This window comes from Pseudomonas sp. CCI4.2 (genome assembly GCF_034350045.1).
Lineage (GTDB): Bacteria > Pseudomonadota > Gammaproteobacteria > Pseudomonadales > Pseudomonadaceae > Aquipseudomonas.
The window spans coordinates 4,558,811-4,582,596 of the sequence record NZ_CP133781.1; the positions used below are offsets into that span (position 1 = coordinate 4,558,811).

At 55.4% G+C, this 23,786-nt stretch carries 24 protein-coding genes; 5 read left to right on the forward strand and 19 right to left on the reverse strand.

Features of this window, described 5'->3' with window-relative positions; translation table 11 throughout:
• Nucleotides 1-59: 59 nt before the first annotated feature.
• The 4 genes from RHM65_RS20630 to RHM65_RS20645 all read left to right on the forward strand — a co-directional run bounded on the left by RHM65_RS20630 (nucleotide 60) and on the right by RHM65_RS20645 (nucleotide 5,896).
• The gene (locus RHM65_RS20630; RefSeq protein ID WP_322169511.1) at nucleotides 60-1,475 is read left to right on the forward strand and encodes a sigma-54 interaction domain-containing protein; all 1,416 of its coding nucleotides are present in this window, start codon (nucleotides 60-62) and stop codon (nucleotides 1,473-1,475) included.
• Between the two features lie 268 nt (nucleotides 1,476-1,743).
• The gene (locus RHM65_RS20635) at nucleotides 1,744-3,135 is read left to right on the forward strand and encodes a GntP family permease (protein WP_322169507.1); all 1,392 of its coding nucleotides are present in this window, start codon (nucleotides 1,744-1,746) and stop codon (nucleotides 3,133-3,135) included.
• Between the two features lie 10 nt (nucleotides 3,136-3,145).
• Complete coding sequence (locus RHM65_RS20640) at nucleotides 3,146-3,928, forward strand: 3-hydroxybutyrate dehydrogenase (RefSeq protein ID WP_322169505.1); 783 nt, start codon at nucleotides 3,146-3,148, stop codon at nucleotides 3,926-3,928.
• A gap of 12 nt (nucleotides 3,929-3,940) precedes the next feature.
• Nucleotides 3,941-5,896 (forward strand): acetoacetate--CoA ligase, encoded by a 1,956-nt coding sequence (locus RHM65_RS20645; protein WP_322169501.1) that lies wholly within the window; start codon nucleotides 3,941-3,943, stop codon nucleotides 5,894-5,896.
• A gap of 12 nt (nucleotides 5,897-5,908) precedes the next feature.
• Here the strand turns inward: RHM65_RS20645 and RHM65_RS20650 are convergent, their stop codons facing one another.
• Nucleotides 5,909-7,087: a PilT/PilU family type 4a pilus ATPase gene (locus tag RHM65_RS20650; protein WP_322169497.1), complete on the reverse strand. Its 1,179-nt coding sequence runs from the start codon at nucleotides 7,085-7,087 to the stop codon at nucleotides 5,909-5,911.
• A gap of 206 nt (nucleotides 7,088-7,293) precedes the next feature.
• Between RHM65_RS20650 and RHM65_RS20655 the strand changes: the two genes are divergently transcribed.
• Entirely contained in the window at nucleotides 7,294-7,569 is a 276-nt protein-coding gene (locus tag RHM65_RS20655) for a peptidylprolyl isomerase (protein ID WP_322169494.1), read from the forward strand.
• A gap of 320 nt (nucleotides 7,570-7,889) precedes the next feature.
• Here RHM65_RS20655 and RHM65_RS20660 read toward each other — a convergent pair whose 3' ends face one another.
• The 18 genes from RHM65_RS20660 to RHM65_RS20745 all read right to left on the reverse strand — a co-directional run bounded on the left by RHM65_RS20660 (nucleotide 7,890) and on the right by RHM65_RS20745 (nucleotide 23,775).
• The gene (locus tag RHM65_RS20660; RefSeq protein ID WP_322169490.1) at nucleotides 7,890-10,043 is read right to left on the reverse strand and encodes a lipase family protein; all 2,154 of its coding nucleotides are present in this window, start codon (nucleotides 10,041-10,043) and stop codon (nucleotides 7,890-7,892) included.
• Nucleotides 10,044-10,052: 9 nt separating this feature from the next.
• Nucleotides 10,053-11,051, reverse strand: a complete 999-nt coding sequence (locus tag RHM65_RS20665) for a hypothetical protein (RefSeq protein WP_322169487.1) — start codon at nucleotides 11,049-11,051, stop codon at nucleotides 10,053-10,055.
• Nucleotides 11,052-11,198: 147 nt separating this feature from the next.
• Nucleotides 11,199-12,116, reverse strand: coding sequence for a DUF4123 domain-containing protein (locus RHM65_RS20670; RefSeq protein WP_322169484.1), 918 nt, complete (start codon nucleotides 12,114-12,116; stop codon nucleotides 11,199-11,201).
• 201 nt (nucleotides 12,117-12,317) lie between these two features.
• Nucleotides 12,318-13,277, reverse strand: coding sequence for a sugar kinase (locus tag RHM65_RS20675; RefSeq protein WP_322169481.1), 960 nt, complete (start codon nucleotides 13,275-13,277; stop codon nucleotides 12,318-12,320).
• Between the two features lie 21 nt (nucleotides 13,278-13,298).
• The gene (locus RHM65_RS20680; RefSeq protein ID WP_322169478.1) at nucleotides 13,299-14,525 is read right to left on the reverse strand and encodes an amino acid deaminase; all 1,227 of its coding nucleotides are present in this window, start codon (nucleotides 14,523-14,525) and stop codon (nucleotides 13,299-13,301) included.
• A gap of 34 nt (nucleotides 14,526-14,559) precedes the next feature.
• Complete coding sequence (locus RHM65_RS20685) at nucleotides 14,560-15,324, reverse strand: IclR family transcriptional regulator (protein WP_322169474.1); 765 nt, start codon at nucleotides 15,322-15,324, stop codon at nucleotides 14,560-14,562.
• A 102-nt stretch (nucleotides 15,325-15,426) separates the two neighbouring features.
• The gene (locus RHM65_RS20690) at nucleotides 15,427-15,819 is read right to left on the reverse strand and encodes a RidA family protein (protein ID WP_322169471.1); all 393 of its coding nucleotides are present in this window, start codon (nucleotides 15,817-15,819) and stop codon (nucleotides 15,427-15,429) included.
• Between the two features lie 50 nt (nucleotides 15,820-15,869).
• Nucleotides 15,870-16,658 (reverse strand): amino acid ABC transporter ATP-binding protein, encoded by a 789-nt coding sequence (locus RHM65_RS20695; RefSeq protein ID WP_322169468.1) that lies wholly within the window; start codon nucleotides 16,656-16,658, stop codon nucleotides 15,870-15,872.
• Nucleotides 16,655-17,317, reverse strand: a complete 663-nt coding sequence (locus RHM65_RS20700) for an amino acid ABC transporter permease (RefSeq protein WP_322169466.1) — start codon at nucleotides 17,315-17,317, stop codon at nucleotides 16,655-16,657. The genes RHM65_RS20695 and RHM65_RS20700 overlap by 4 nt, the downstream gene beginning before the upstream one ends.
• Nucleotides 17,318-17,327: 10 nt before the next feature.
• On the reverse strand, nucleotides 17,328-17,990 hold the full coding sequence (locus RHM65_RS20705) for an amino acid ABC transporter permease (protein ID WP_322170887.1): 663 nt from the start codon (nucleotides 17,988-17,990) through the stop codon (nucleotides 17,328-17,330).
• A 53-nt stretch (nucleotides 17,991-18,043) separates the two neighbouring features.
• A complete protein-coding gene (locus tag RHM65_RS20710; RefSeq protein ID WP_322169463.1) occupies nucleotides 18,044-18,895 on the reverse strand; it encodes a transporter substrate-binding domain-containing protein in 852 nt (283 codons plus the stop codon).
• Between the two features lie 281 nt (nucleotides 18,896-19,176).
• Nucleotides 19,177-19,851, reverse strand: a complete 675-nt coding sequence (locus tag RHM65_RS20715) for a histidine phosphatase family protein (protein ID WP_322169460.1) — start codon at nucleotides 19,849-19,851, stop codon at nucleotides 19,177-19,179.
• Nucleotides 19,852-20,103: 252 nt separating this feature from the next.
• A complete protein-coding gene (locus tag RHM65_RS20720; RefSeq protein WP_322169456.1) occupies nucleotides 20,104-20,430 on the reverse strand; it encodes a hypothetical protein in 327 nt (108 codons plus the stop codon).
• 256 nt (nucleotides 20,431-20,686) lie between these two features.
• Entirely contained in the window at nucleotides 20,687-20,911 is a 225-nt protein-coding gene (locus RHM65_RS20725) for a hypothetical protein (RefSeq protein ID WP_322169452.1), read from the reverse strand.
• 141 nt (nucleotides 20,912-21,052) lie between these two features.
• Entirely contained in the window at nucleotides 21,053-21,748 is a 696-nt protein-coding gene (locus tag RHM65_RS20730) for a glutathione S-transferase (RefSeq protein ID WP_322183952.1), read from the reverse strand.
• Between the two features lie 88 nt (nucleotides 21,749-21,836).
• Nucleotides 21,837-22,400, reverse strand: coding sequence for a TetR/AcrR family transcriptional regulator (locus tag RHM65_RS20735; protein ID WP_322169446.1), 564 nt, complete (start codon nucleotides 22,398-22,400; stop codon nucleotides 21,837-21,839).
• A 139-nt stretch (nucleotides 22,401-22,539) separates the two neighbouring features.
• Entirely contained in the window at nucleotides 22,540-23,241 is a 702-nt protein-coding gene (locus RHM65_RS20740; protein ID WP_322169443.1) for a glutathione S-transferase family protein, read from the reverse strand.
• A gap of 303 nt (nucleotides 23,242-23,544) precedes the next feature.
• Nucleotides 23,545-23,775, reverse strand: coding sequence for a hypothetical protein (locus RHM65_RS20745; RefSeq protein ID WP_322183954.1), 231 nt, complete (start codon nucleotides 23,773-23,775; stop codon nucleotides 23,545-23,547).
• Nucleotides 23,776-23,786: the final 11 nt, after the last annotated feature.

Genomic DNA, 23,786 nt, shown 5'->3' on the forward strand with positions numbered 1-23,786 from the left:
GTGGCTTACCAACGAACGGGGCGCATCAGACGCCAGAACCCTGCCACATTGAGACCTTCATGAAAGACAGCGACAGCCTCAAGGATTATCAGCGTGTCCGGCGGCTGGCGATTCGCTCGTTGTTCGAAATCATCGAGCAGTCCAGCGAAGGTACGGTGATCGTCGACAAAGACGCGCGCATTGTGTGGATCAATGAACGCTATGCGCGCCGCTTCGGATTGCATGACGCAAGCATGGCCGTGGGTCAACCCTGTGAAAGTGTGATTCCAGGGAGTTTGTTGCGTGATGTGGTGAACAGCGGTCGGCCGATTTTGCTGGACATGATGGACACCGCCAAAGACCCGCTGGTGGTCATGCGTTTGCCGATCAACGACGACGAAGGATCAGTGATCGGCGCCATTGGCTTCGCCTTGTTCGATGAACTGCACGCGCTGTCGCCGTTACTCAAGCGCTACTTGCGCATGCAGGAAGAGCTGGCCTCGACCCGCTCCCTGTTGCGCGCTCGACAGGCCAAGTACAGTTTTGCCCACTTTATCGGCACCAGCGTCGCTAGCCTTGAGGTGAAACGCCGAGCGCGACGCAGTGCGAGTGCTGATTCGCCTGTGCTATTGCTCGGCGAAACCGGCACCGGCAAAGAGTTACTGGCCCATGCCATCCACAATGCATCGCCACGGGCGCACAAAGCGTTTGTCAGCATCAACAGCGCCGCAATCCCGGAAGCCCTGCTTGAAGCCGAATTTTTCGGCACAGCGCCCGGTGCGTTCACCGGCGCCGACCGCAAGGGCCGTCCCGGCAAACTGAAGATTGCCCAGGGCGGCACGCTGTTTCTCGATGAGATCGGTGACATGCCGCTGGCGCTGCAAAGCAAGTTACTGCGGGTGTTACAGGAAAAGGAGTACGAACCGGTCGGCTCCAACGAGGTGATTCAGAGTGACGTCCGGCTGATTGCCGCTACGTCCACCGACCTGGAAGCGGCGATCAAGCGCGGCGAATTTCGCGCCGACCTGTATTACCGACTCAGCGTGCTGCCGATTCAAGTGCCGCCGTTGCGCGAGCGGCTGGACGACCTGCCCGCTCTATGCGACGCGATTCTTGAAGAGTTACGCAGCCAGCACGAACTGGATCATGGCGCCCTCTCCTTGCTTGGCCAACACGCCTGGCCCGGCAATATCCGCGAACTGAGAAACGTGTTGGAACGCGCGGCATTGCTCACTGACGATCTGATGCTGGACGCCAGTGAAATTCGCTCAGCCATCGGCACGTTGATTCCGCTGAGCGTATCGGCGATGCCACAGACGACAACGGTTGAAACCGAAACCTTCGGTGCCGCCCGCGAGCGATTTGATCGGCAATTAATTCAGTCGACCTTGGCCCGCTGTAAGGGAAACGTTATCGAAACGGCCAAGTGCCTTGGGCTGGGACGCTCCACGCTGTACAAAAAGATGATCGCGCTGGGAATATCAGAGTCTCAATAACGAGATGTGAATCTCAATTTAAAGACAGACCCCCTGTAGGAGCCAACGTCTTGGCGAAGCGCCCTATTGGGTTAGCCTTGCACGCCCTCTCGCCAACGCGTTGGCCCCGACAGGGATGGTGTGAGTCTTGAAACCGAGACACCAGGCACATCGGCGATTCTATAAATAACCAACAAATTCAATGAGTTAGCTACATGGCACGAAACCCGCAGTGTTCCGTCAGCGGTCTAGCCGCAAAAAAAAATAATAACAATTCAGGAGACACTCTATGAGTGTGATCATCGCGTTAGCGGCCCTTGGGCTATTGATGCTCGCTGCGTACCGTGGCTATAGCGTCATTCTGTTTGCCCCCATCGCTGCCCTTGGTGCAGTGTTGTTGACCGACCCTTCAGCCGTCGCCCCTGCATTTAGCGGCGTGTTCATGGAAAAGATGGTCGGCTTCGTCAAGCTCTACTTCCCCGTGTTTCTGCTCGGCGCCGTGTTCGGCAAGCTGATCGAGCTGTCCGGTTTCTCCCGCGCCATCGTCGCAGCAGCCATTCGTTTGCTGGGCACGCGCCAAGCCATGCTGGTGATCGTGCTGGTCTGTGCGCTGCTCACCTACGGCGGCGTTTCGCTGTTTGTAGTGGTGTTCGCGGTGTACCCCTTCGCCGCCGAGATGTTTCGCCAAAGCGATATTCCCAAGCGACTGATTCCAGCCACCATCGCCCTCGGTGCTTTTTCCTTCACCATGGACGCGCTGCCCGGCACCCCGCAAATCCAGAACATCATTCCCACGACATTCTTCAACACCACCGCCTGGGCAGCGCCGTGGCTGGGGCTGATCGGCACATTGTTCGTGTTTTGCACCGGCATGCTGTACCTGCAACGCCAACGCAACAAAGCCCAACGAGCCGGCGAAGGTTACGGCACTGTGTTGCGCAACGAACCTGAAACTGCCGAAGACGTCAAACTACCTAACGCCTGGATAGCCCTGTCACCGCTGCTGTTGGTTGGCATCATGAACCTGCTGTTCACCCAGTGGATCCCGCAGTGGTACGGCAAGATTAATACCTTGAGCCTGCCCGGCATGGCGACCCCGATACAAACTGAAATCGCCAAGTTGACCGCCATTTGGGCCGTGGAAGCAGCGCTGCTGATCGGCATTCTAACGGTACTGGTATTCGGCTTCGGGGCGATTCGCGGCAAGCTGGCCGAAGGCAGCAAAAGCGCGGTAAACGGCGCATTGCTCGCGGCGATGAACACGGCGTCGGAATACGGCTTCGGTGCAGTGATCGCTTCGCTGCCGGGATTTCTGGTGTTGGCCGATAAGCTAAAAACCATTCCCAATCCGCTGGTCAATGAATCCATCACCGTTACCTTGCTCGCCGGCATCACCGGTTCGGCGTCAGGCGGTATGAGCATTGCCTTGGCAGCCATGTCCGACCGGTTCATCGCGGCGGCCCATGCGGCCAATATTCCGATGGAAGTCCTGCACCGGGTGGCCGCCATGGCCAGCGGCGGCATGGACACCCTGCCGCACAACGGCGCAGTGATCACTTTGTTGGCCGTCACCGGTTTAACCCACCGAGAGGCCTACCGGGATATATTCAGCATCACGATTATCAAAACACTGGCGGTCTTTGTTGTGATCGGCACGTTCTACGCCACCGGCATTGTTTGAGGAGTTAGGTATGAGTCTGCAAGGTAAAACCGCACTGGTTACCGGTTCCACCAGCGGCATCGGCCTGGGCATCGCCCTGAGTCTGGCCAAGTCTGGGGCCAACGTAATTCTCAATGGCTTCGGCGACGCCTCGGCGGTCTTGGCCGAGGTGGTTGCGGCAGCGGGCAAGAACGGCGGCAAAATCGGCCACCACCCGGCCGATGTCAGCAACCCGACGCAAATCGCCGAGATGGTTGCTTACGGCGAACGCGAGTTTGGCGGCATCGACATTCTGGTCAACAACGCAGGGATTCAGCATGTCTCGCCGGTAGAGGATTTTCCGGTGGAGCGCTGGGACTCAATCATCGCGATTAACCTGTCCTCGGTCTTCCACAGCACCCGCCTATGCTTGCCAGGCATGCGCGCTAAGGGCTGGGGCCGAATCGTCAACATTGCGTCGGTTCACGGCCTGGTGGGCTCGACGGGCAAAGCCGCGTATGTTGCGGCCAAGCACGGCGTAATCGGCTTGACCAAAGTCGTGGGGCTGGAAACCGCCACCAGCAACGTCACGTGCAATGCCATTTGCCCAGGCTGGGTGCTGACCCCGCTGGTGCAGCAACAAATTGACACCCGCGGCGCGGCTGATGGCGACATTGAAAAAGCCAAGCACGATTTGCTGGCAGAGAAACAACCTTCACTGGAGTTCGTCACGCCCCCGCAACTGGGCGAGCTGGTGTTGTTTTTGTGCAGCGAAGCGGGCAGCCAAGTGCGCGGTGCGGCCTGGAACATTGATGGCGGCTGGTTGGCGCAATAAACGGAGCGATTCATGACACAAGCACTGTGGACCCCCAGCGCGGAACGCATCAATGCGACCCGCATGGACGCTTTTCGGCGCGGGGTCAATCAACGCTACGGCCTGCACATAAACGATTACCCTGCGCTGCATCAGTGGAGCATCGATCAACGCGAGGATTTTTGGCAGGCCATCGTCGACACCTTTGGCATCACCTTCCATGCGCCGCCCGACACGGTGCTCATCGAAGGCCCGCAGATGCCCAGCGCCCAGTGGTTTCCGGGCGCGACGCTGAACTTTGCCGAGCACCTGTTACGTCGCCGTGATGATTACCCGGCGATTATTTCCATCAGCGAAGACCGCCAGCGCAGCCAATTGACCTACGCCGAACTGGCCGAGCAGGTGGCCGGCTTGCAACACAGTTTGCGCAACGCGGGGATCGGCGTCGGTGACCGTGTTGCGGCGTGCATGCCCAATACCTGGCAAACACTGGTGGCGATGCTCGCCACCACCAGTCTCGGAGCGATCTGGTCCTGCTCGTCACCGGACTTCGGCACCCAAGGGGTGATCGACCGTTTTGGCCAGATCGAACCGAAAATACTGCTTACCTGTGCCGGTTACCGTTACGCCGGAAAACTCATCGACCAAACCGCCAAGGTCAATGAAATCCTCGAACGCCTGCCGGGTTTGCAGCAGTTGATCATCGTTCCTTTTTCCCGACCCCAAGCCCGCGCCGAAGACTTTCAGACCTCGGCCAAGGTCACGTTGTGGGACGATTTTTATACCGCAGGCGGCGAACCGACCTTTGTCGCCGTGCCGTTCGCCCATCCGCTGTACATCCTGTATTCCAGCGGCACCACCGGGGTGCCGAAATGCATCATCCACAGCACCGGCGGTGTGTTGTTGCAACACGTTAAAGAACTGGGCCTGCATTCGGACCTGGGGCCTGAGGACTGTCTGTTCTACTACACCACCTGCGGCTGGATGATGTGGAACTGGCTGGTGTCGGGCCTGGCGGTGGGCGCGACCGTGGTGCTGTACGACGGCTCACCGTTCTTTCCCCGCTCCCAGCGCTTGATGGACATGATCGACGAGGAAGGCATCAGCGTGTTTGGTACCAGCGCCAAATACCTCGCCGAACTGGAAAAACACTCGATCAAGCCTCGGCTGAACCATCACTTCACACGCCTCAAGGCCATCCTGTCCACCGGCTCGCCGCTGGCGCAAAGCAGCTACGACTACGTGTACCGCGAGATCAAAAGCGAGCTGTGCCTGTCGTCGATTTCCGGGGGCACTGACATCGTGTCCTGCTTCGCTGTCGGCAATCCGGTATTGCCGGTGTACCGAGGTGAAATGCAGTCCAAGGGCTTGGGCATGGCCGTGGAAGTCTGGAACGACCAAGGCCAAGCGGTGATTGCGGAAAAAGGCGAGCTGGTCTGTACCCGGCACTTTCCGGCGATCCCCATAGGCCTCTGGAATGACCCACAACAGGAGCGGCTCAAGGCGACGTACTTCACGCAGTTCCCCGGGGTTTGGGCACAGGGCGACTACGCCGAAGAAACCGTCCATGGCAGCCTGATCATCCACGGCCGCTCAGATGCAGTGCTCAATCCGGGCGGCGTGCGAATCGGCACGGCAGAGATCTATCGCCAAGTGGAAAAAGTGGTCGAGGTGATGGAAAGTGTCGCCATCGGCCAGCGCTGGAAAGACGACGTACGCGTGGTGCTCTTCGTACGCCTGCATGACGAGCTGACACTGACCCCTGATCTGGAACAGCACATCCGTGACGTGATCCGCGCTAATACCACCCCACGGCATGTGCCTGCCAAAATTGTCGCGGTCTCGGACATCCCTCGCACCATCAGCGGTAAGATCGTCGAGCTGGCTGTCCGAAACATGGTTCATGGGGAATCGGTAAAAAATACCGATGCCCTGGCCAATCCGGCCGCGTTGGAGCAATTTCGTGACCGGGAGGAACTGGCGTTCTAAGCCCTGCACTCATCAAGGCTTGAACCGAGATGGCTCTTCCATCTCGTCCACCAGCCCCCAGTTCGCCATGGTCGACTCTACGGCGGGCTCGGGGGCGGCTGGTGCGGAAGTGATTTGAGTCGGCAAGCCTTTCTCGCGGAACAGCTTGAGGCGCAGACGTACGTTGTTCTTGGAGTCGGCGTTCTTCAGGGCTTCCTCTTCACTGATCGCGCCCTCGACCACCAAGTCAAACAGCGCGCCGTCGAAGGTCTGCATCCCAAGGTTGGTGGACTTCTCCATGATGCCCTTGAGTTCAGTCAGTTCATTGCGCTGAATAAAATCAAGAATGGTTGGCGTGCCCAGCATGACTTCCACCGCCGCGCGGCGTTTGCCGTCCAGAGTCTTGACCAGCCGCTGGGACACAAATGCCTTCAAGTTGTTGCCCAAGTCATGCAGCAACTGCTGGCGCCGGTCTTCCGGGAAAAAGTTAATGATCCGGTCCAGGGCCTGGTTGGCGTTGTTGGCGTGCAAGGTCGAAATAGCCAAGTGGCCGGTGTCGGCAAACGCCAACGCGTGTTCCATGGTTTCGCGGTCACGAATCTCGCCGATCAAAATCACATCCGGCGCCTGACGTAAGGTGTTCTTCAGTGCGGCGTGAAAACTGCGGGTGTCTACGCCCACTTCACGCTGATTGATGATCGACTTCTTGTGCCGATGGATATACTCCACCGGGTCTTCAATGGTGATGATGTGGCCGCCACTGTTGCGATTTCGGTAATCGATCATCGCCGCCAGCGACGTCGACTTACCCGAACCGGTGGCGCCAATGACCAGCACCAAGCCACGCTTTTCCATGACCACTTCGAGCAGCACCGGCGGTAACTTCAAATCCTCGAAACGCGGTATCTCCAGCTTGATGTTGCGCGCCACTATCGAGACTTCGTTGCGCTGCTTGAAAATATTGATCCGAAATCGACCGATGCCTGCCAGTGACACCGCCAGGTTCATCTCCAGCTCGCGTTCGAATTCCAGCCGCTGTTCGGCATCCATGATGCTGTCGGCAACGCTCGCCACGTCGCCGGGCTTCAACGCCTCGGTGCTCAGCGGCTTAAGCACCCCATTGAACTTTGCGCAGGGCGGCGCGCCGGTGGACAAGAAAAGGTCGGATCCGTCCTGGCTGGCCAGAATTTTCAACAGCGCTTGGAAATCCATGAGCAACATCCACACAAAAGCGAAAAATAACGAATGGCCGGCCAATAGATGAAGATGTGGTCGCCGACGAAGGCCTGTAGCTTGGATGGATAAAGGGCCGGGCGCAAACCGATATTGCAGATCTTGCACACCTGTCAGCGGAAACAATCAATCCAGGTCAAGGACAGGCATAATAGTCACCGTTTTTTTCAGGACTGTCCGCCCCCATGAAAGCACTCGCCCGCCATATCCTGGTGAAAACCGCCGAAGAGGCCGAACAGCTCAAGCAACGTATTGCCAAGGGCGAGGCATTCGACGTATTGGCCAAAAAATACTCCACCTGCCCCTCCGGCAAACGCGGCGGCGACCTGGGCGAAGTTCGGCCGGGGCAACTGGTCGGCGCAATTGATTCGGTGATATTCAAAAAACCGGTACGGGTGATTCATGGACCGATCAAAAGCAAGTTTGGGTATCACTTGGTGCAGGTGTTTTATCGGGACTGAACATCGTCTGTGGCGCAGCAAACACGCGGTTTTGTAGGAGCTGCCGAAGGCTGCGATAAAAGTTTTCGGCACCGACCCTGTCGTGTCTACCGAAGTCTCTGTGGGAGTTGGCTTGCCAACGAAAGTGCCAATGCAGGCGACCCACATTTCAGGTCGACATCAGCGGCGCTGATGACCGGCCTCTTCGCAGGCAAGCCCGCTCCCACGGCATCTACGGCTGCTTGCTATCACCCCTGTCAATTAAATCTTAGAGTCGTAGCGGCTTTGCAGCCTTCGGCAGCTTCTACAGGCTGTTTATGAATTGTCTTCCACAGATGACCCTACCCCCTCGAATCTAAATCACGATCCTGATAAACCCCGGCGATATATACATCGTCAGGTCGTGAAGGGATCATTGCCAACTGCACGCGTGCGACGTTTTCTTTATGAGCAGTCCAGCGCTTTAAACTGCCTTCAATATTTTCCGACTGCGCCGCAGTTCCGTACACATCGGCTAGTTTGAGCGTGGACGCATTCAATTTTTTCAAACGCTCAAGGGTCGTGTTCAAACGGTAAATCTCGTCCCTCAGGCTGGCAATTTCTGCCACTGAGCGCAAACCGCGAGGCAAGTCATAGGAATGAGTTTCTTTTTGTTTGAGCGCATCTCCCAGCTGCGTTATAGCCTTTTCGATTACGCGGTATTCTCTGTCGGTGACAACCGTTTGACCGGCCAACTGCGTCTCTTGCCAGCGACGTAAAGTAGCCCAAGTAAAGGGTATATAGCTCACGACCATCCGGTGATCGCTACTCTCTAGTAATTGCTGGATAAGCCCGTCTCGCTTTGGCATATCACCACCGTCGTACTGACGGGTTTGCTGGCTCTGCAAATACGTGCAAATCGCTGCGCCCTCAATGGAGTTACAACCGGGATCCCATAGCACCGACGACTTCTCACCGTCATTTAGCTTTATCGGCATGAAATGCTGCTGCTTGCCATGGTGCTCATAAGGGTCACCGCTGGTTCGCACCATCGCAGTAGGTATCCCCACCCAGCCGGACGGTATAACCGCCAAGCCTATTAATTCCTCCCTTCTTACATTCATCCATGGCAAAGGCACGCTTGGAACAGGGTCGTTGTGGTTGACGATGCGGTGATGGACGAGCTCTGAGGCGCTATCGACAAATGCGGTGTCTCCGACTCGGGGTGCACCGTAGGTGTAGAGGAGAACGTCGTATTTTTTTGAGCGGCGTAACGCTTCCGCCAACAAAGTAGCAATTGCACCACCCAGGCTGTGTCCACAGATAATCACTTTCTGTCCGAAGTGAAATCGCGACAGATAACGGTTTACAAAATTGCGGAGCGCAAGGTAAGCACCATAAAACCCCCGGTGTACACGCTCATCGCCACCTTCAAATGGAACTTGCAACGCATCGGCATCCCTGAACATGTCAGCTGCCTCCAGAGTACCCCTCACTGCGATAACGATAATTTCATCGTGATGGGTTATATAGGCCTGAGTATCGGTATCTTCTTCAAGATCAGTGTCATCAAAAAAATGCTGGTTAGCCGGATGCTCTTGCTTATCCCCTTTCTCGGGAAGATTTTGCTCATAGAGCTTTGGATTGAACGGCAAGACTTCAAACCGTTTTGAGTAAGGCACGTCTTCGTACAACGGATAATACGCGTCCGTTTGATCGTCGTTTACACGCCAGATTTCTTTGTAACTGGCGAGGGCGTCTCCGAAAAAATTGCCCGGAGTCGGACTAAACGGGAAGCTAACCCGGTCTACGGGTTTCTCCGAAGGATTCTGCCCAAAGCCGACGTAAGTCAAGGTGGACATCAGTGCCAGTTGGTAGAGATTCAGGGCGCAGAATTCGTTATCGGTTGAAAGGATTGGCCGCAAAGCCCGCAATGGTCGAACCTCCAGAACCGTATGTTTGTTAGGCATCAGAATAACGCCCCATCGCTCTTGTTCTTTACCGTTGGCCGCTTCCGGCCATCTCCAATGAGCTAACCGCGGAACGCGGGCACGCGTTACCAAAGGTGGTAGGTGAGCTGCTTGCTCGACTAAATCTCTGACCTCAACGTAAAAAAATTCATCAGCGTTTACTTGCGCTGGATTATTTTCGACACGTGAACCGTCGTTATTAACGAACCGGGATTCTTCAGCCCGCACTTGGAGCTCAGTAATAGGAAGTGGATAATATTCACGGGTCGTCAGATCTTTATAATAACCTTCAATGTCCGTGCAGACCTCATTTAGCGTTAAAACAACCATTCCTAGATAGCAACCATCCAGAACAGCAGATCCTTGCGCATCTAAAATACCATCGTAGTTCTGACCTACGCTGTCGACTATTTTATAAGCCAGTCCGGCGTAGGTTTTCCCGCTTCTAACTTCGCCCACCAGCTGAAAGCTTATTCGCTGCCCACGCAATGGACAGGCAAGTCTTTTACTTTCAAAAAACGGAACATATTGATCTCGACCGTTCATTAACACTCCTTATTCAGTGCAATTTGGATACACGCTGCAATCACGGCCATCAGGCATCTTGAAATTTTTAAATTGAGGTGGGGATAAGCACAGCTCCTCCATAGCACGGCCCCAATGTCCGTCGCACGGCTTCCAGCCGGCCACAGTTTTAAACCAATATTTCTTAAAATAAGGCTTTTCACTATCGGCCACTTTAAAACCCATGCTTATTGTTTTTCCACCTAATGTATCGCGACGAAGAATACCTCCCGCAGAATGCTTTAGGACCTCACCGTTACTATCAATAGCTCGGCATCTCAAAACTTTTATAATGTAGCGCTCAGGCCCCGCAGTCCTAAAAAACCACTGACATTCGCCATTATAAAGTGTGTTTTCTATACTGCCAGATTTCACGTTATCGACAGGGGCTCCGTCACGAAATGAGATGCCTGCGATATCTCCATCGAGGTCCCACCGGCCTGGCCCCCATCGACCCTCAACATCCAGCTTCAACCCATCCAATACCAACGGACAATTATTCTCCACTATCGCCAAAGGAATATTGAAAACCGCCGTATATTGAGAATCCTGCACTTCGCTTATGAAGCGTTTCTTGTCTATGAGACGTCCATTTTTTCGACGCCGCGCAGTACACACCTCCCCAGTAGCCGGCACATAGTGGGCATCAGCTTGAAGTTTAAAATCGGCAGGCATTTCCGTTTTTAACGTAAACTGATCCTTACCCGTGTCGCTACAACCGCTTACAAGCAGGAGAGTACAAACACCTGCAACGTGCTTGAAGCGATTCTTAGCTTTATCTACAGTTATAAAAATTCCACGCTTTTTCAAAATATAGCCTCGTGCCATGAAGCGCAGCCGTGAGAGTCTTTTGGAAGCGTTAACATATCCAAAATAATCACCGTCGGAAGTGCGCTTATTCCAAACGGAACGCTCAAACCATAGGAGTCCAGCAGGCTTTTCGGTTGGATGATGTACTTCAATATAACCTGCGAGCCACCATAGGGACATGGTCTATTACTTAAAGCATTTCCAAACCAAGCTAGCCCGCCAATACTCAAGGTCACCGGATTCAGAAATATACACAGCGCCACGATAAACGTCTGTATTTTCGTCAAACTAAACCACTCCATTCGCCGTCATTAATCCTGACTAGCATTACTGCAATTTCTCATCGCACCAATATTCCGCTTCTTTATAAAGCCGATCAAAATGCAACTGCGGCGCCTCGCCCTGTAGTGGGAGCCAGTCTTGAATAATCTTTCCTTTCTCTTCTTTGAGGCGTTGCGTTATTAAAAACAGCAACTTCTCCGGCGCAGCCCATCCCCACTGCTCTGCCATGTCTAGTTGTATATCTAACCAATCACTGACAGGCATGCTTTGTTCCAGTTCGTATGTCTCTAGAGCATGTTTCCCACGAAGATAGAGTTCAATATTGTGACGCAGGACTGCCCTCAAACTCTTTGCCGGCACCGGAACCGTCAGCCAAGCCGGATTTGCCGGCACCGGGTAGATACCAGGACTCGGATTTTCCTCCGCAGCCCAGTCCTGTCCATTCCAATAGCAAAGGCCAGCGATTGGTCCGAGGTATTGGGGCAGTGATTCAAGTTCAAGATGGTTCAATGCCCGCGCGATCACGCGGTTGTCGTGGAATCGGTACAGCGATTGCTCAGGCCGTTGGCCGATGATAATGCGTGCGCGCCAATGGTCGGCCATGGCCGCAATCTGGTCGCCTTTGCAGCTGACCAGCCAGCCCCAGTTGCACTCGGGGGTTGCGAGCAATGAAGTGAGCAGCGGCCTAATTGTGCTGCTGATTTTGAAGATGAACGGTCCTGCCGCCATGCTGCTTATGGGTGTTTGACTGTAGACATTAATGTGCTCTGGTGTGGGTTGCTGGGTCAGTAGCGCTTGGAGATTTTCCTGTTCACCATCTGAGTTAAGAATCAAATACGTCGGGCGCGCGAGTCGAGTCTGCTCGGAGATCCATTGATTGGGGAACGAGAGTTTTAAAAGGTTATTTTGTTGGTCCCCCGTTAAATTTGTGGCGTTTTTTTGGGTATCGGCCAGATAAGACATTCGTCACTCCTTGTTTCAACGTAAGGACTGACTCTGGGCGATGACGCCAAAAAAAATGCCATACAATTCAATGTTGCGTGTAGGAAACTTCTTTAAATTCAGCGAAAACCTAGATTCAGGTCCACCGATCCATTGTAATAGCCCGCTTGCCAGCGATTGGGACCGCTTCGCGCTCCATCGCAAACACGTTCACTCCTACCCTTACGAATCAATACGTAATGGCATGGGCATCACGCTTTTGGGGATCAACGCCCCAGGATGTTGAATCACTAGGCTGGCCAGCCGATGCCCGGCCTGCGCGGCTTGTTCCGGGCTGCCGCCTTTGAGCCGTTGGGCCAAATACGCGGCGCTGAATGAATCGCCGGCTGCGGTGGTGTCTACTACCCGAGTCACTCGGTGCGCCGGGATTTCGAAGCGTTCGCCCTGGCATTCCACCAAGCAGCTGTTGGCCCCGCGCTTGACCACTACTTCGCTAATGCTTAAGTCCCGATACACCGACAGCAGTTGTTCCGAGTCGGTATAGCCGAACAAGGCGTGTTCGTCGTCTTCGGTCAATAATGCCAGGTCGACGTGGGGCAGTACCGCCCGATAGGCCTCGCGAGCCTGTTCGACGCTGGCCCAGAGTCGCGGCCGGTAGTTGTTGTCAAACGCTACTCGGGCGCCCCGAGCGCGGGCGTCGATCAACACCGACAGCAACCGCGCCCGGCCTTGTTCGCCCAATACCGCCAGGGTGATGCCGCTGAAATACAGCACGTCGTATTCCACAAGCGCCGCCAGAATCGGCTCGGCGGCCGGCGTGGTAAAACAATCGCGTACGGCTGCTTCATTGCGCCAGTACAAAAACCGTCGCTCGCCGTTGGCATCGGTCTGGATGCAATACAGCCCTGGCAAACGTCCCGGCAGACGTTGCACCCGGCTCAGGCCGATCTGTTCGTCAGCCCACACCTGGCACATTGCATCGCTGAAGCTGTCGTCGCCCAGCGCGGTGACGTAATCCACCTGGGACGTGCCGCCAAGCATGCGCGCCATGTACACCGCGGTGTTCAAGGTGTCGCCGCCGAAACTTTGTTGCAGCGTGCCGTTGGCGTGCTGTTGCAGTTCGATCATGCATTCGCCGATCAAGGCGATGCGGGGGTGATGGTGACTGATCAATTCGCTCATCAGACGTGCAGGCTCCTGGGTCTAGAAACAGGTGTGCAGGGTTTCGATAACCTGCAGGTTTTCATCCACCAGGCAGCCCGAACGCCATTTATCAAAGGTCAGGCAGGGGTGTGAGGTGCCAAACGAAATGATGTCGCCAATCTTCAGTTCGCAACCCGGCGCGACGGTCATGAATGCATGCTGATCCATCACTGCGGTCACGCTGCAAGCGCTGACGTCATCACCCTGCGCAGGCACGACCCCGGCGCGATAACGCCGTAAAGGGTTAGGTAACCCAGCGTCGTAAGCCACGTCGCGTTTGCCCATGGCGATCACGGCAAACCCCGGCTCCGGCATGGACTGCACGTGGGCCCAGACTTCCAGTGCCGGGCGTAATGCCTCGCTCAGTTCGCTACGGCGATCCAGCACGCAGCATTGGGCGTCTTTATAGATGCCGTGGTCATGCACCACGTAACTGCCGGGACGCAGCACGCTGAGAAATCGTTCGCGAACCGCTTGGGCGTCGAAGGCTTCGGCGATAAGGTCATACCACGCTGAGCCGGATGCGGTGACGATGGGCCGAGTCAACGCAAACGCGCTTTTGTCCTGCAACTCAACCGCCAAGCGCACCAAGGACGCGGCAAAGGCTTTGATGCCGGCAATGGCCTGGTCACCATGAATCACGCCTTCGTAGCCTTCGATTCCGGTCAACGCCAGCGCCGGTTGGGCGGCGATGGATTCAGCCAACGCCAACACTTCTTGCTCGGTGCGGCAGCCACAACGGCCGCCGGGCACGCCGTATTCGATCATTACGTTCAGGCGCAGGCCGCGTCCGCCGAAGTATTCGCCCAACGCTGCAACATTGTCTGGGTGATCGACCATGCAGTGGAAATCAAACATCGAGTCATCGAGCAAATCCGCGATCAACGCCATGTTCGGCGTCCCGACCAGTTGATTCGCCATCAACACCCGGCGCACGCCATGCGCATAAGCGGCGCGGGTCTGCACGGCGGTGGCCAAGGTGATGCCCCAAGCGCCCTCGTCCAGTTGCCGGCGAAACAACGCCGGAACCATGCTGGTTTTGCCGTGAGGCGCCAACTCGGCGCCGCTGTTGCTGACGAAGGCTTGCATCCAGCGAATGTTATGGTCCAACGCCTGCTGATGAATCACCAACGCGGGCAGGCTGACGTCGCAAACCAGGCTATCGCCCGGCGCAGCAGCACCCTTTTGCACTGGGGTAGCGTTCAATTCGGCCGTTGCAAAACTCATGACTGTTCTCCTGATCAGCGCGACGCGGGCCGCGCTATTCGTTGACTCGGCGCGCAAGACCGTTGGCGCTGTCGATCAGCACCCTACGGTAATCGCTGTAATTGTTTTTGGCATCCGCACGCGGGGCGACGATGCACAAGGTAGCGACGCAGATGCCCCGCTCGTCCTTGACCGGCGCGGCGAAGCAATGGGTGAAGGTGTCGGCCACGCTGTCGAAGGAAAAAAAACCGTCTTCACCCGCCTGACGAATTTCCCGCAGAAAGGTGTCCATGGGCAGCAACTCTCCGCTAGGCAGCACGTAATCATCGGGGTCAATAAGGTCGCTGATCTCCTGGTCGCTCAAGTGATTGAGCAACAGGCGCCCGGACGCCGTCCAGGGAATCGGCGCGTTTTCGCCGATGTCTGAGGAAATACGAAAATGCCGCTCGCCTTCTTTCATCAACGCCACGGTGTATTTACGCCCGTTGAGCAAGCACATTTGCGCCGTCTCACGGGTTTGGCTGACGATCTCGGCCAGTGACGTCTCCGCTTCACGGGTGAAGTCGAAATGCCGCAAATGCGCTTGGCCGAGAAAGTACAGCTGACGGCCAAGGTAGACATGCCCGTCCTTGCCCACGGTCTCCAGAATCCGCCGTTCAAGCAGCGAGCTGACCAGTTCATAAACCGTCGATTTTGGGCTGCTAATACCGGTTGCGATTTCATTCGGGCGCAACGGCGTGCCTTTCTCTTTGAGAAAGTCGAGGATATCGAACGCTCGATCCAGCCCTCTGGCCCGACGTTTGATGGTGTCTTCGGTCATTGTGCGTACTACCCAATAAGCGGTCGGTAAGAATGCCAAGCAGTTTAACGCTGCCCACTGATTGTTCCCACGCTCGCGCAGGAACGATCAGCGCGCAGGGTGTCAGGCCGTTGGCTTCTTGTACGCCACGCAGTCAATTTCGACTTTGCAATCCACCATCATGTTGGCCTGGACACAGGCGCGGGCTGGCGCGTGTTCGCTGGCGAAATACTCCGAGAACACTTTGTTGAAACTCCAGAAATCCCGTGGGTCTTCGAGCCAGACGCCGGTACGTACCACGTCTTCCAGGCCATAGCCGGCTTCGGTGAGAATGGCAATCAGGTTCTTCATGGTCTGATGGGTCTGTTCAACGATCCCTCCATTGATGATCTCGCCGTTTTGCGCAGGCACTTGGCCGGACACGTACAGCCAGCCATCGGCTTCAACTGCACGGGCGAAAGGACGGGGCTGGCCACCGCCGGCAGTGTTGCCGGTGCCATAACGAGTAATGCTCATGAACGTCTCCTGCTGTTTTATCTAAAAGAGTAATGCGGTGTGTTGAACGACTAAAAACGGATGTTCTTAAGGAACTCACTCAAGCGCGCCGACTTGGGTTGTTCGAATAATGCTTTGGGCGGGCCCTGTTCTTCGATGCGGCCTTGATTCATGAAGACAATCTGGTCCGACACTTCGTACGCGAACCGCATTTCATGGGTGACCAGCAACATGGTCATGCCCTCCTCGGCCAGGCCCTTGATCACACTCAGCACTTCGCCGACCAGTTCTGGATCGAGTGCCGAGGTGACTTCATCAAACAGCATCAGGCTCGGGTTCATCGCAATCGCTCGGGCAATCGCCACGCGCTGTTGCTGACCGCCTGACAGTTGCCCCGGAAAGTGATTGCGCCGATCCAGCAGGCCCACCCGTTCCAGCCACTTTTCGGCCAGTGCCACCGCTTCGTCCTTGGGCAGTTTTTTCACTTTGAGCAAGCCCAGGGTGACGTTCTGCAAGGCGCTGAGGTGCGGGAACAGGTTGAATTGCTGGAACGCCATACCGGTCATGGACCGATGCTGGGCAATGACTTTTTCGGCATGGCGGACACGTTTTCCATCGACATCGCTGTAGCCGATGTCCTGGCCATCGAGACGGATACGGCCGCCTTGAAACTCTTCGAGCAAATTGACGCAGCGCAGCAAGGTGGTTTTGCCCGAACCACTTGAGCCAATCAGGGTCACGACGTTGCCGCGCTGCATGTGCAGGTCAACGCCTTTGAGCACCTCGACCGCGCCATAGGATTTATGCAGCCCCTCGATGCTCAGCAACGCTGGGGCAGTAGCAGTGTGTGTCGCTGTCATGGCAAGGCCACCCGTTTTTCAATTTGCCGTCCAAGAAGCTCGATGGCGTAGTTGATGATGAAAAAAAGAAATCCGGCGAACAGGTAAAACTCCAGCGTCATGAACGTTCGGGCGATGACCTGTTGGGTGCTGAGGAGCAGTTCAGCAACACCAATCACCGACAACAGGGTCGAGGCCTTGACGATCTCGGTGGAGGAATTCACCCACGTCGGCAAAATCTGCCGAAGCGCCTGAGGCAGCAACACATAAGCCAGTGACTGCTTAAAGGTCAGGCCAATGGCCTTGCCCGCTTCAAGTTGCCCGCGAGGAATCGCTTGCAAGGCGCCGCGCACGATTTCCGCGACGTGGGAACCACAAAATAACGTCAGTCCCAGCGCACCGGCTTGAAATGCGCTGACCTGCCAGCCCAACGCCGGGGCCATATAAAAGCAGGCCAACACCAGCACAAACACCGGAGTGCCGCGAATCAGATCGACATAGAGCCGAAACGGCAGGCGACTCCAGAGCTTGCCGTAGGTCAGCACCAACCCGGCAAACAGGCCGATCACCGTGCCGCAGATAATCGCAATGACCGAACATTGAATGGTGGTCAAAAAACCCGCCAATAACGCTTCCCGGGCGATCCACAGTTCTTGCAGCCAGCTATGAGCTTCGTACATACCAGACCTCCTAGCGACGGATCGCCAAGCGTTGCTCTAAGTAGCGCAAGACCATGGCGATGAGGTAACAGGCCGCCACGTACAACGCCGTAGTCACCATCCAGGTTTCGATGACCCGATAGCTTTCAACGTTGATCTTGCGGGCGTAGTAGGTCAGCTCCGGCACGGCAATCGCCGCCGCCAACGAGGTGTCCTTGAACAACGAGATGAAGTTGTTCGACAGCGCCGGCAACACGTTGCGCAGCATCACCGGGATGATCACGTAAGCGCGCACTTGCCATTCGCTCAGGCCAATTGCCAGCCCGGCTTCGCGCTGGCCCTTATGAATACTTAACAGCCCCGCACGAAACACTTCGGTCAAATACGCCCCGGCGTACAGCGACAGGGTGACGATGAACGACGGCAGCTTGTCCATGCGGATGCCCAAACTCGGCAGCGCAAAGTAGATCAGCAGGATCAGTACCAAAATCGGCGTATTACGGATCACCGTGACGTACACCGAGGCGATGACTCGCAAGGTCCGGTGTTTCGACAGCAGTGCGAACGCCGCCATCAGGCCAATGACGCAGCCAATGGCAATTGAGATCAACGCCAATTCCAGGCCCAACCCCAAGCCTGATAGCAAGCTGGGAAAATCACGCCAGACGGCGGCAAAATTCAACTGATAGTTCATGGTCAGCAGTACCTGGAACGGGGCAGTCAACGCACTGCCCTGCTCTCACCGAGTCATTTGAATTCGACAGGGAAACCAATTTCCGGGGTCGGCAGATCGACGCCGAACCATTGTTTGAACGAGGCGGCATAGGTCGGGAACTCAACGCCAGTCATCGCTTCATGCAACACAGTGTTGACGAAGTTCAGCCAGTCCTGGTCGCCACGTTTGACGGCGCAGGCGTAGGTCTGTGGGCTCCAGGCGAAATTCGGGGTGCGATAGCGGCCTGGGTTCTGCACGATCAGGTATTTGACCGAAGACTGATCCGTGGCGGCAGCGTCGGCACGGCCGGAGTTGACGGCCTGGTACATCAAGTCAACGCTGTCGTACTGATCGACTTTGGCTTTGGGCAAGGCCTGGTGTACCAGTTCTTCGGCGTAGACGTTTTGCAGTACCGCCACGGTAACGCTGTCACCGGCGGCTTTCAGGTCGTCAATCTCTTTGTACTTACTCTGGATGGGCAGCAACAGCGCTACGCCCTCGCGGTAGTAAGGCAGGGTAAAGGCGACTTGTTGGGCACGGCTGGCAGTGACGGTAATGAACTGGCAGCTTATGTCGACTTTGTCAGTCAGCAAGTTAGGAATTCGTGCGTCGGACGACTGCACCACGAACTCGACTTTGCTGGGGTCGTTGAACAGCCCTTTGGCGATCATCCGCGCGATGTCGATATCGAAGCCTTGGAGCTTTCCGTCAGCACCCTGGAAATGCCAAGGCGCGTTAGTGCTGCCCGTGCCCACCACCAGATGGCCCCGCTGCAACACGCTGTCGAGCTTGCTGGTGTCTGCCGCCTGCACCGAGCTGATAAGCGTGGCCGTAGCCGCAAGAACAAACGCACAAGCTTTCAAAAAGGAAGGTCCGCGATGCATGTGATGAACTCCGCCGTGGTTAAATTCCGCTATAGCGGAACAAGGTGTGTAACAGCGGAATAGAGAGCAGAAAGTGTGCCACAGAAAGCAACCGAAAAAAAGCGCAAGAAAAAGGCTTTAAGATCAATGAGCTAACAGGGGTGGATTAATTTGCTACGTAACGGCTTTGCAGCGAGGGCTCGCTACCGTTTGCTACAGCATGTGTAGCCAGGCCCCAAAACGGGGCAAACGCGCCGCAATACGGCGCGTCTTTGAAAGGGCTTGTCAGGGATGAAGCAAGGCTACCATTCGTGTTTAAAATCCGCTGCAAACGGCGCGGCATCGATAAAACCAAGGGCATGTGGGTGCGTATTTTCGCCGAGTGAAATAAACAACGAAGAGGTATAAGCCGGTTTGGCGGGCAAGAAAACCTTCAGGCCCTTCTCGACCTCTCTGATGCAGTCACTGTGAGTCACCAAGACTAGATTACGTCCGACTGCCTTATGCTTGATTGCGTTTGTCAGCATCGTAGCGCGGCAATCGGCAAGCCACGTTCGGGTATCTACCTCACGGTTAAACATAAACGCGGCCGTTTGCGTGGTTCTCGCAAGAGGGCTGGCATAGACGTCGGTATTATCCAGTCCCAGTCTTTCAAATTCCTTGCCGACATCCCGGGCAGCATCGCTTCCCCGAGTGGTAATTCCGTCTTTAGCGCTAAGGCAGGTGGCGTCCGATTGGTCGCAACGTTCAGCGTGACGCACAAAGACGATGATTTCGCCTTTGCTCCATGACGCTTTGAGGTTAGCAATTTCAGCAGCCGAGCCATGAGCGAAGTTTTTCAGCACAGGATGTTTAAAGTGTGCATACGCCGCCACACCTAATAGTCCTATCAGCAGTGCAACTGACACAATTCTGTAACGCCCAAGAGTACGCCAGACAAATAACGAGTTAGAACGCAGGCGAGTAACGGTTTCCATTGGCATACATCTCTACAATCGTGATTATTATTATGGGGGATTATTATTAGCCGATGCGCTTTGGCGGGGGGGAAATATTTGTGGTGCGAACGCCACAAGCCACTCGATAGAGTGAAAATTAAAATACGTGATTAGCGAGAGACTATCTCGGTATAAAAAATTTACTTAAGAAACGTTCAGCAAGTGTTCAGAAAGCCTTAAGCAGCCCTTAGTAAGACAGGACTGCCGCGGGGTTTTATCTTAGGATGACAATCAGGCCTTGGTGTTAATGGTTTCGCCTGTGATTTGCCCGGAGCCGTTTACAGTCCCTTTGGCCGGAGTCTGCGCAGGGGAATTCGATACCGAAGCCTCGTGTTGCTTGGCTATTAACCGTTGAGCTACACGATCGCCATGCCCCGCCTCTTTTGCAGTCTCGGCGGATGTCTCGGTAGCTTCCTTTAAAGCCGCCGCCGCAACACTGACGACGCTGCTAGTGGAGGGCGTCGCGCTCGTCGAAGCGGGCGTTTTCGTTTTATCGGTGACAGGGCTAGTTGCCCCACCGCGTACGGAGATAGAAGCTGAAATAGCGCCAATAGACATAGGTAACTCCTGATTTTCTGATACACCAAGGCCTAAAAAATGCCTTGCATAAGGGGTTGAACGAGATCAGAGAGTAAAAGCGCAAGCGTTTGGTTTACGTTGGCAACAGGTGAAAATTCCGTCGTATTTACGCGTTAAGTGAACCGGACAAGATTAAGGGCTTCAGCGCGATATACAAACAGGTGTGAACCTATTTAAATGAATGTGACCCGGCCCCGCCAACGGGGACTATTACCGGGCCGTACTGGCTAGATGACTAAATCTTGGTGTTAATGATTTCTCCCGCTTGAGTGTGGCGAACACCATTTTCGGCCTCTTGCGCCGTTTCAATGGACGTTTCAGTTAGGCTGTTCACTGCGGTCGTTGCGGCGCCAGGGGTGGGAAATGCAGTTGATTTCGCGGTTACTCTGAATTTGGCTTGGTGGTCGGCGGTTACGCCAACATTCACCGGAATTGACGCTGAAATTACGCCGATCGCCATCTGTCGCTCCTTATTATGGGGATGCGACAGGCATTCAAAAAAACCGCCCTGACGCATAGATTGGATGGCAACAGACTAGAGTGCCAAATGTTCACAATGCGTCGGCCAGACGTGAAAATTTCGTCCTATGGTCAGGCGTGGTCAAGCGGCAGGCGTCACCTCTGACATGGTTACGCAATTCTTTACGCTGAGACGCTCCTGCATTCGTGTGTACCACGCTTGCAGAGCCTCGCACTCCCCTGGCACTGGCAGATCCACCAAGCCCGCAAAGATCAAACCGCCTATGACCGTGATATCAGCCATCGTGAAGTCGTCGCCGGTGACGAACGGCTGGCTTTTAAGAATCGCATCGAAGTAGTGCATTCCCTTTATCGCCTTGTCGCGCTGGCGAAATCCCCATTCGGCGTTCTGATAAATCTCGACGTCGGGTCCAAGCCCTGGCGTGGCATGGTGAAAATAAACACTGATGGCGTCGAGCAGCTCCAATTCCGCGCGCTTACTCATCATGTGGATCAGGCCCTTTTCCCGCGGCGTCCTACCGGTGAGTGTGGGAACGCCATCAAGCGCGTCAAGGTATTCGGTAATGGCCGTGCACTCGGCAATGAGCGTTCCGTCGTCGAGTTCGAGCACCGGCAGCGTGCCTGAGTAGTTCTTCGCGAGGAATTCAGGCGTCTTGTGTTCGCCCTTCCAGAGATTGACCGGCAAAAATTGCACGCGTGACTGTAGGTTTTTCTCTGCCAAAGCGATACGCACGCGAGCCGGGTAAGGGCCGGTGGGCCAATCGTAAATCTTCATTATGGCCAACGCGGCCAAGTCAAAATTGATGTCAGAGCTCATGGTAAATCCTCGCCTATGTGCCAGTTGGCAGGCAGAAAATAGAAGTTTTCGGTCGCTGCACTCACGCCTAAAAATCGACTTCGTTCGCCTATGCAGGCAAAGGCCCAGACGCGCGGTAAGCCTCGATCAGCGTGTCGAAAAGCGAAATGTCCGAGCGACTTCTTGCGATGAGCTGGGCGCCGGCGACGGCTGCAAAAATGGCACATGCCCGAACCTCGCTATCCTGTGGTTTGCACACCTTCGCGGCGCAAAGAAGCTTGCTGAGCCAAGCGACGTTTACGTCCGCAAACGCCTGGATTTCCTTGGTCATATCAGTGGGCAAACTGTCTGTTTCCGCACCGACAAAACTGCCTAGGCAAAGGCGATTGTCGGCTTCAAGTGATCGGCGAAAAATCTCAGGAAAACGACGCAAGGCGTCTATCGGGTTCGGGTCTTCTTCGCAGATCGTCTCAAGTGCAGCCGCGCCGTCTTCCCAATATCGCTTGGCAACAGCAACGCCAAGATCGGCTTTACTCGGGAAGTGGTAATAAATGCTTGCCGCTTTGATCCCGACCTGTTGGGCAAGGTCACGGAAATTCAGGCCATTGTAGCCCTGTGATTGGGCAATTTTCGTGGCGGCCATCAGGATGGCCTCTCGGGCGTTGGTAATCATTGTGATGCCTTTCGTCCAAAGGACGATGTTTTAGAAAGTGTGCAGCATGCTATATGAAGAGCCTACCTTTTGTTAGGTAGACCTAGCGTCGCTGGACGGGCGATCCCGGCGGTTCCGCTACCACCGATCACCGGAACCGTTACTCCGTCGGCGAGTTCAGCTCAGGAATACCACTGCTGCGATCAGCGTAGGCAGCCTGGAAGCTAGGGCGCTTCTGCCAGCGTTTCCAGTAGGCGTCCAGAAACTCAAAACGCTCGTCCAGCGGCGTGGCGTTGACCGGGAATTTGGAGAACGCAATCGCGGTTGCCAGGGTTATGTCCGAGAAGGTGGGAGCATCCCCGCCCAGCAACCATTCGCGACCGTCGGACAGATGACGATTGACCAAAGCAGCGTGAGCCAATGCTTCCTTGCGGCAGTGCTCGCCCCACGCCTCGTTCTTCGTCAGCTCCAGCTTGAATCCGAGCCCGGTGTGTAAAACGTGAAACGCCGTGACGATCCGGTACAGGATGTGCACCCAGACCCGGTTGTCCCACATGTTATCGAGCCCCTGTTCCAGTGCGCTCTCCCCCATGATCTTGCGACCGGGATAGGACTGGTCAAGGTAGCGAGCGATGGCAGCCGTCTCGGAAATGAAGCTTCCGTCCGCCAGTTGGAGCGTGGGCGTCTCGCCCCACGGATTCATGTTGAGGTGACGCCAGCCCCGCTGCTCGCCCCCAGGGGCCATGTCATAGATGGTTTCGTCGAACTGATCAGCAATGCCCTTTTCATGCATGAACAGACGCAAGCGCTGCGGATTGGGGAAAGCCGAAGGGGAAGTGAACAGTTGAAGTTTAGAGGTCATGGTCGATCCTGGAGGCAGGTGGCTGGATTACCTAACTGTTGTTAGGTAGCCAGACAATAGCGAGCTAATGGGCGCCCGTCAAGAACCTATCTAACATTTGTTAGGTTTATTTTATCGTTGAGGGTCGCAGCGGCTAATGTGCCTATGGTGACCTCCAGGCCAAGGACGTCACTGCCCCGGAGGCTGCTAAAAAATTTAAAACTCCAAAAAACGAAAAACCCCGCAAAGGGCGGGGTTCATCTTACGAAACACGATTAGACGTTTTGCACGGGACCAGGTATTGGGCAACCAAAGCATCAACTGTTAATAGCGTAATACCCTCGAAGGTGGCTTGGGCCACGAGAATGCGATCAACGGGTCCTTATGGATCAAAGGCAGACTGTCGATGGCGACAGCGTGCTCACTGCCAATGGGTCGAAACATGTACTCAATTTCCTCGCTACCCATCTGGTCAAAATCATCGGGAACGACGATTTGACCTACCATAAAGCCCATGCGTTTCACTTGGCTCGGCTCGGGGGACGCCAATGACATCAACTTAACCA

Bases quoted from the DNA above. Each gene is read 5' to 3' on its own strand.
- RHM65_RS20670 (WP_322169484.1), bottom strand. From the start codon at position 12,116: ATGTCTTATCTGGCCGATACCCAAAAAAACGCCACAAATTTAACGGGG.
- RHM65_RS20705 (WP_322170887.1), bottom strand. From the start codon at position 17,990: ATGAACTATCAGTTGAATTTTGCCGCCGTCTGGCGTGATTTTCCCAGC.
- RHM65_RS20650 (WP_322169497.1), bottom strand. From the start codon at position 7,087: ATGGATTTCCAAGCGCTGTTGAAAATTCTGGCCAGCCAGGACGGATCC.
- RHM65_RS20635 (WP_322169507.1), top strand. From the start codon at position 1,744: ATGAGTGTGATCATCGCGTTAGCGGCCCTTGGGCTATTGATGCTCGCT.
- RHM65_RS20665 (WP_322169487.1), bottom strand. From the start codon at position 11,051: ATGTCCCTATGGTGGCTCGCAGGTTATATTGAAGTACATCATCCAACC.
- RHM65_RS20655 (WP_322169494.1), top strand. From the start codon at position 7,294: ATGAAAGCACTCGCCCGCCATATCCTGGTGAAAACCGCCGAAGAGGCC.
- RHM65_RS20745 (WP_322183954.1), bottom strand. From the start codon at position 23,775: ATGTCATTGGCGTCCCCCGAGCCGAGCCAAGTGAAACGCATGGGCTTT.
- RHM65_RS20725 (WP_322169452.1), bottom strand. From the start codon at position 20,911: ATGGCGATCGGCGTAATTTCAGCGTCAATTCCGGTGAATGTTGGCGTA.
- RHM65_RS20735 (WP_322169446.1), bottom strand. From the start codon at position 22,400: ATGATTACCAACGCCCGAGAGGCCATCCTGATGGCCGCCACGAAAATT.
- RHM65_RS20640 (WP_322169505.1), top strand. From the start codon at position 3,146: ATGAGTCTGCAAGGTAAAACCGCACTGGTTACCGGTTCCACCAGCGGC.
- RHM65_RS20710 (WP_322169463.1), bottom strand. From the start codon at position 18,895: ATGCATCGCGGACCTTCCTTTTTGAAAGCTTGTGCGTTTGTTCTTGCG.
- RHM65_RS20730 (WP_322183952.1), bottom strand. From the start codon at position 21,748: ATGAGCTCTGACATCAATTTTGACTTGGCCGCGTTGGCCATAATGAAG.
- RHM65_RS20685 (WP_322169474.1), bottom strand. From the start codon at position 15,324: ATGACCGAAGACACCATCAAACGTCGGGCCAGAGGGCTGGATCGAGCG.
- RHM65_RS20645 (WP_322169501.1), top strand. From the start codon at position 3,941: ATGACACAAGCACTGTGGACCCCCAGCGCGGAACGCATCAATGCGACC.
- RHM65_RS20660 (WP_322169490.1), bottom strand. From the start codon at position 10,043: ATGAACGGTCGAGATCAATATGTTCCGTTTTTTGAAAGTAAAAGACTT.
- RHM65_RS20740 (WP_322169443.1), bottom strand. From the start codon at position 23,241: ATGACCTCTAAACTTCAACTGTTCACTTCCCCTTCGGCTTTCCCCAAT.
- RHM65_RS20680 (WP_322169478.1), bottom strand. From the start codon at position 14,525: ATGAGTTTTGCAACGGCCGAATTGAACGCTACCCCAGTGCAAAAGGGT.
- RHM65_RS20690 (WP_322169471.1), bottom strand. From the start codon at position 15,819: ATGAGCATTACTCGTTATGGCACCGGCAACACTGCCGGCGGTGGCCAG.
- RHM65_RS20715 (WP_322169460.1), bottom strand. From the start codon at position 19,851: ATGGAAACCGTTACTCGCCTGCGTTCTAACTCGTTATTTGTCTGGCGT.
- RHM65_RS20720 (WP_322169456.1), bottom strand. From the start codon at position 20,430: ATGTCTATTGGCGCTATTTCAGCTTCTATCTCCGTACGCGGTGGGGCA.
- RHM65_RS20700 (WP_322169466.1), bottom strand. From the start codon at position 17,317: ATGTACGAAGCTCATAGCTGGCTGCAAGAACTGTGGATCGCCCGGGAA.
- RHM65_RS20695 (WP_322169468.1), bottom strand. From the start codon at position 16,658: ATGACAGCGACACACACTGCTACTGCCCCAGCGTTGCTGAGCATCGAG.
- RHM65_RS20675 (WP_322169481.1), bottom strand. From the start codon at position 13,277: ATGAGCGAATTGATCAGTCACCATCACCCCCGCATCGCCTTGATCGGC.
- RHM65_RS20630 (WP_322169511.1), top strand. From the start codon at position 60: ATGAAAGACAGCGACAGCCTCAAGGATTATCAGCGTGTCCGGCGGCTG.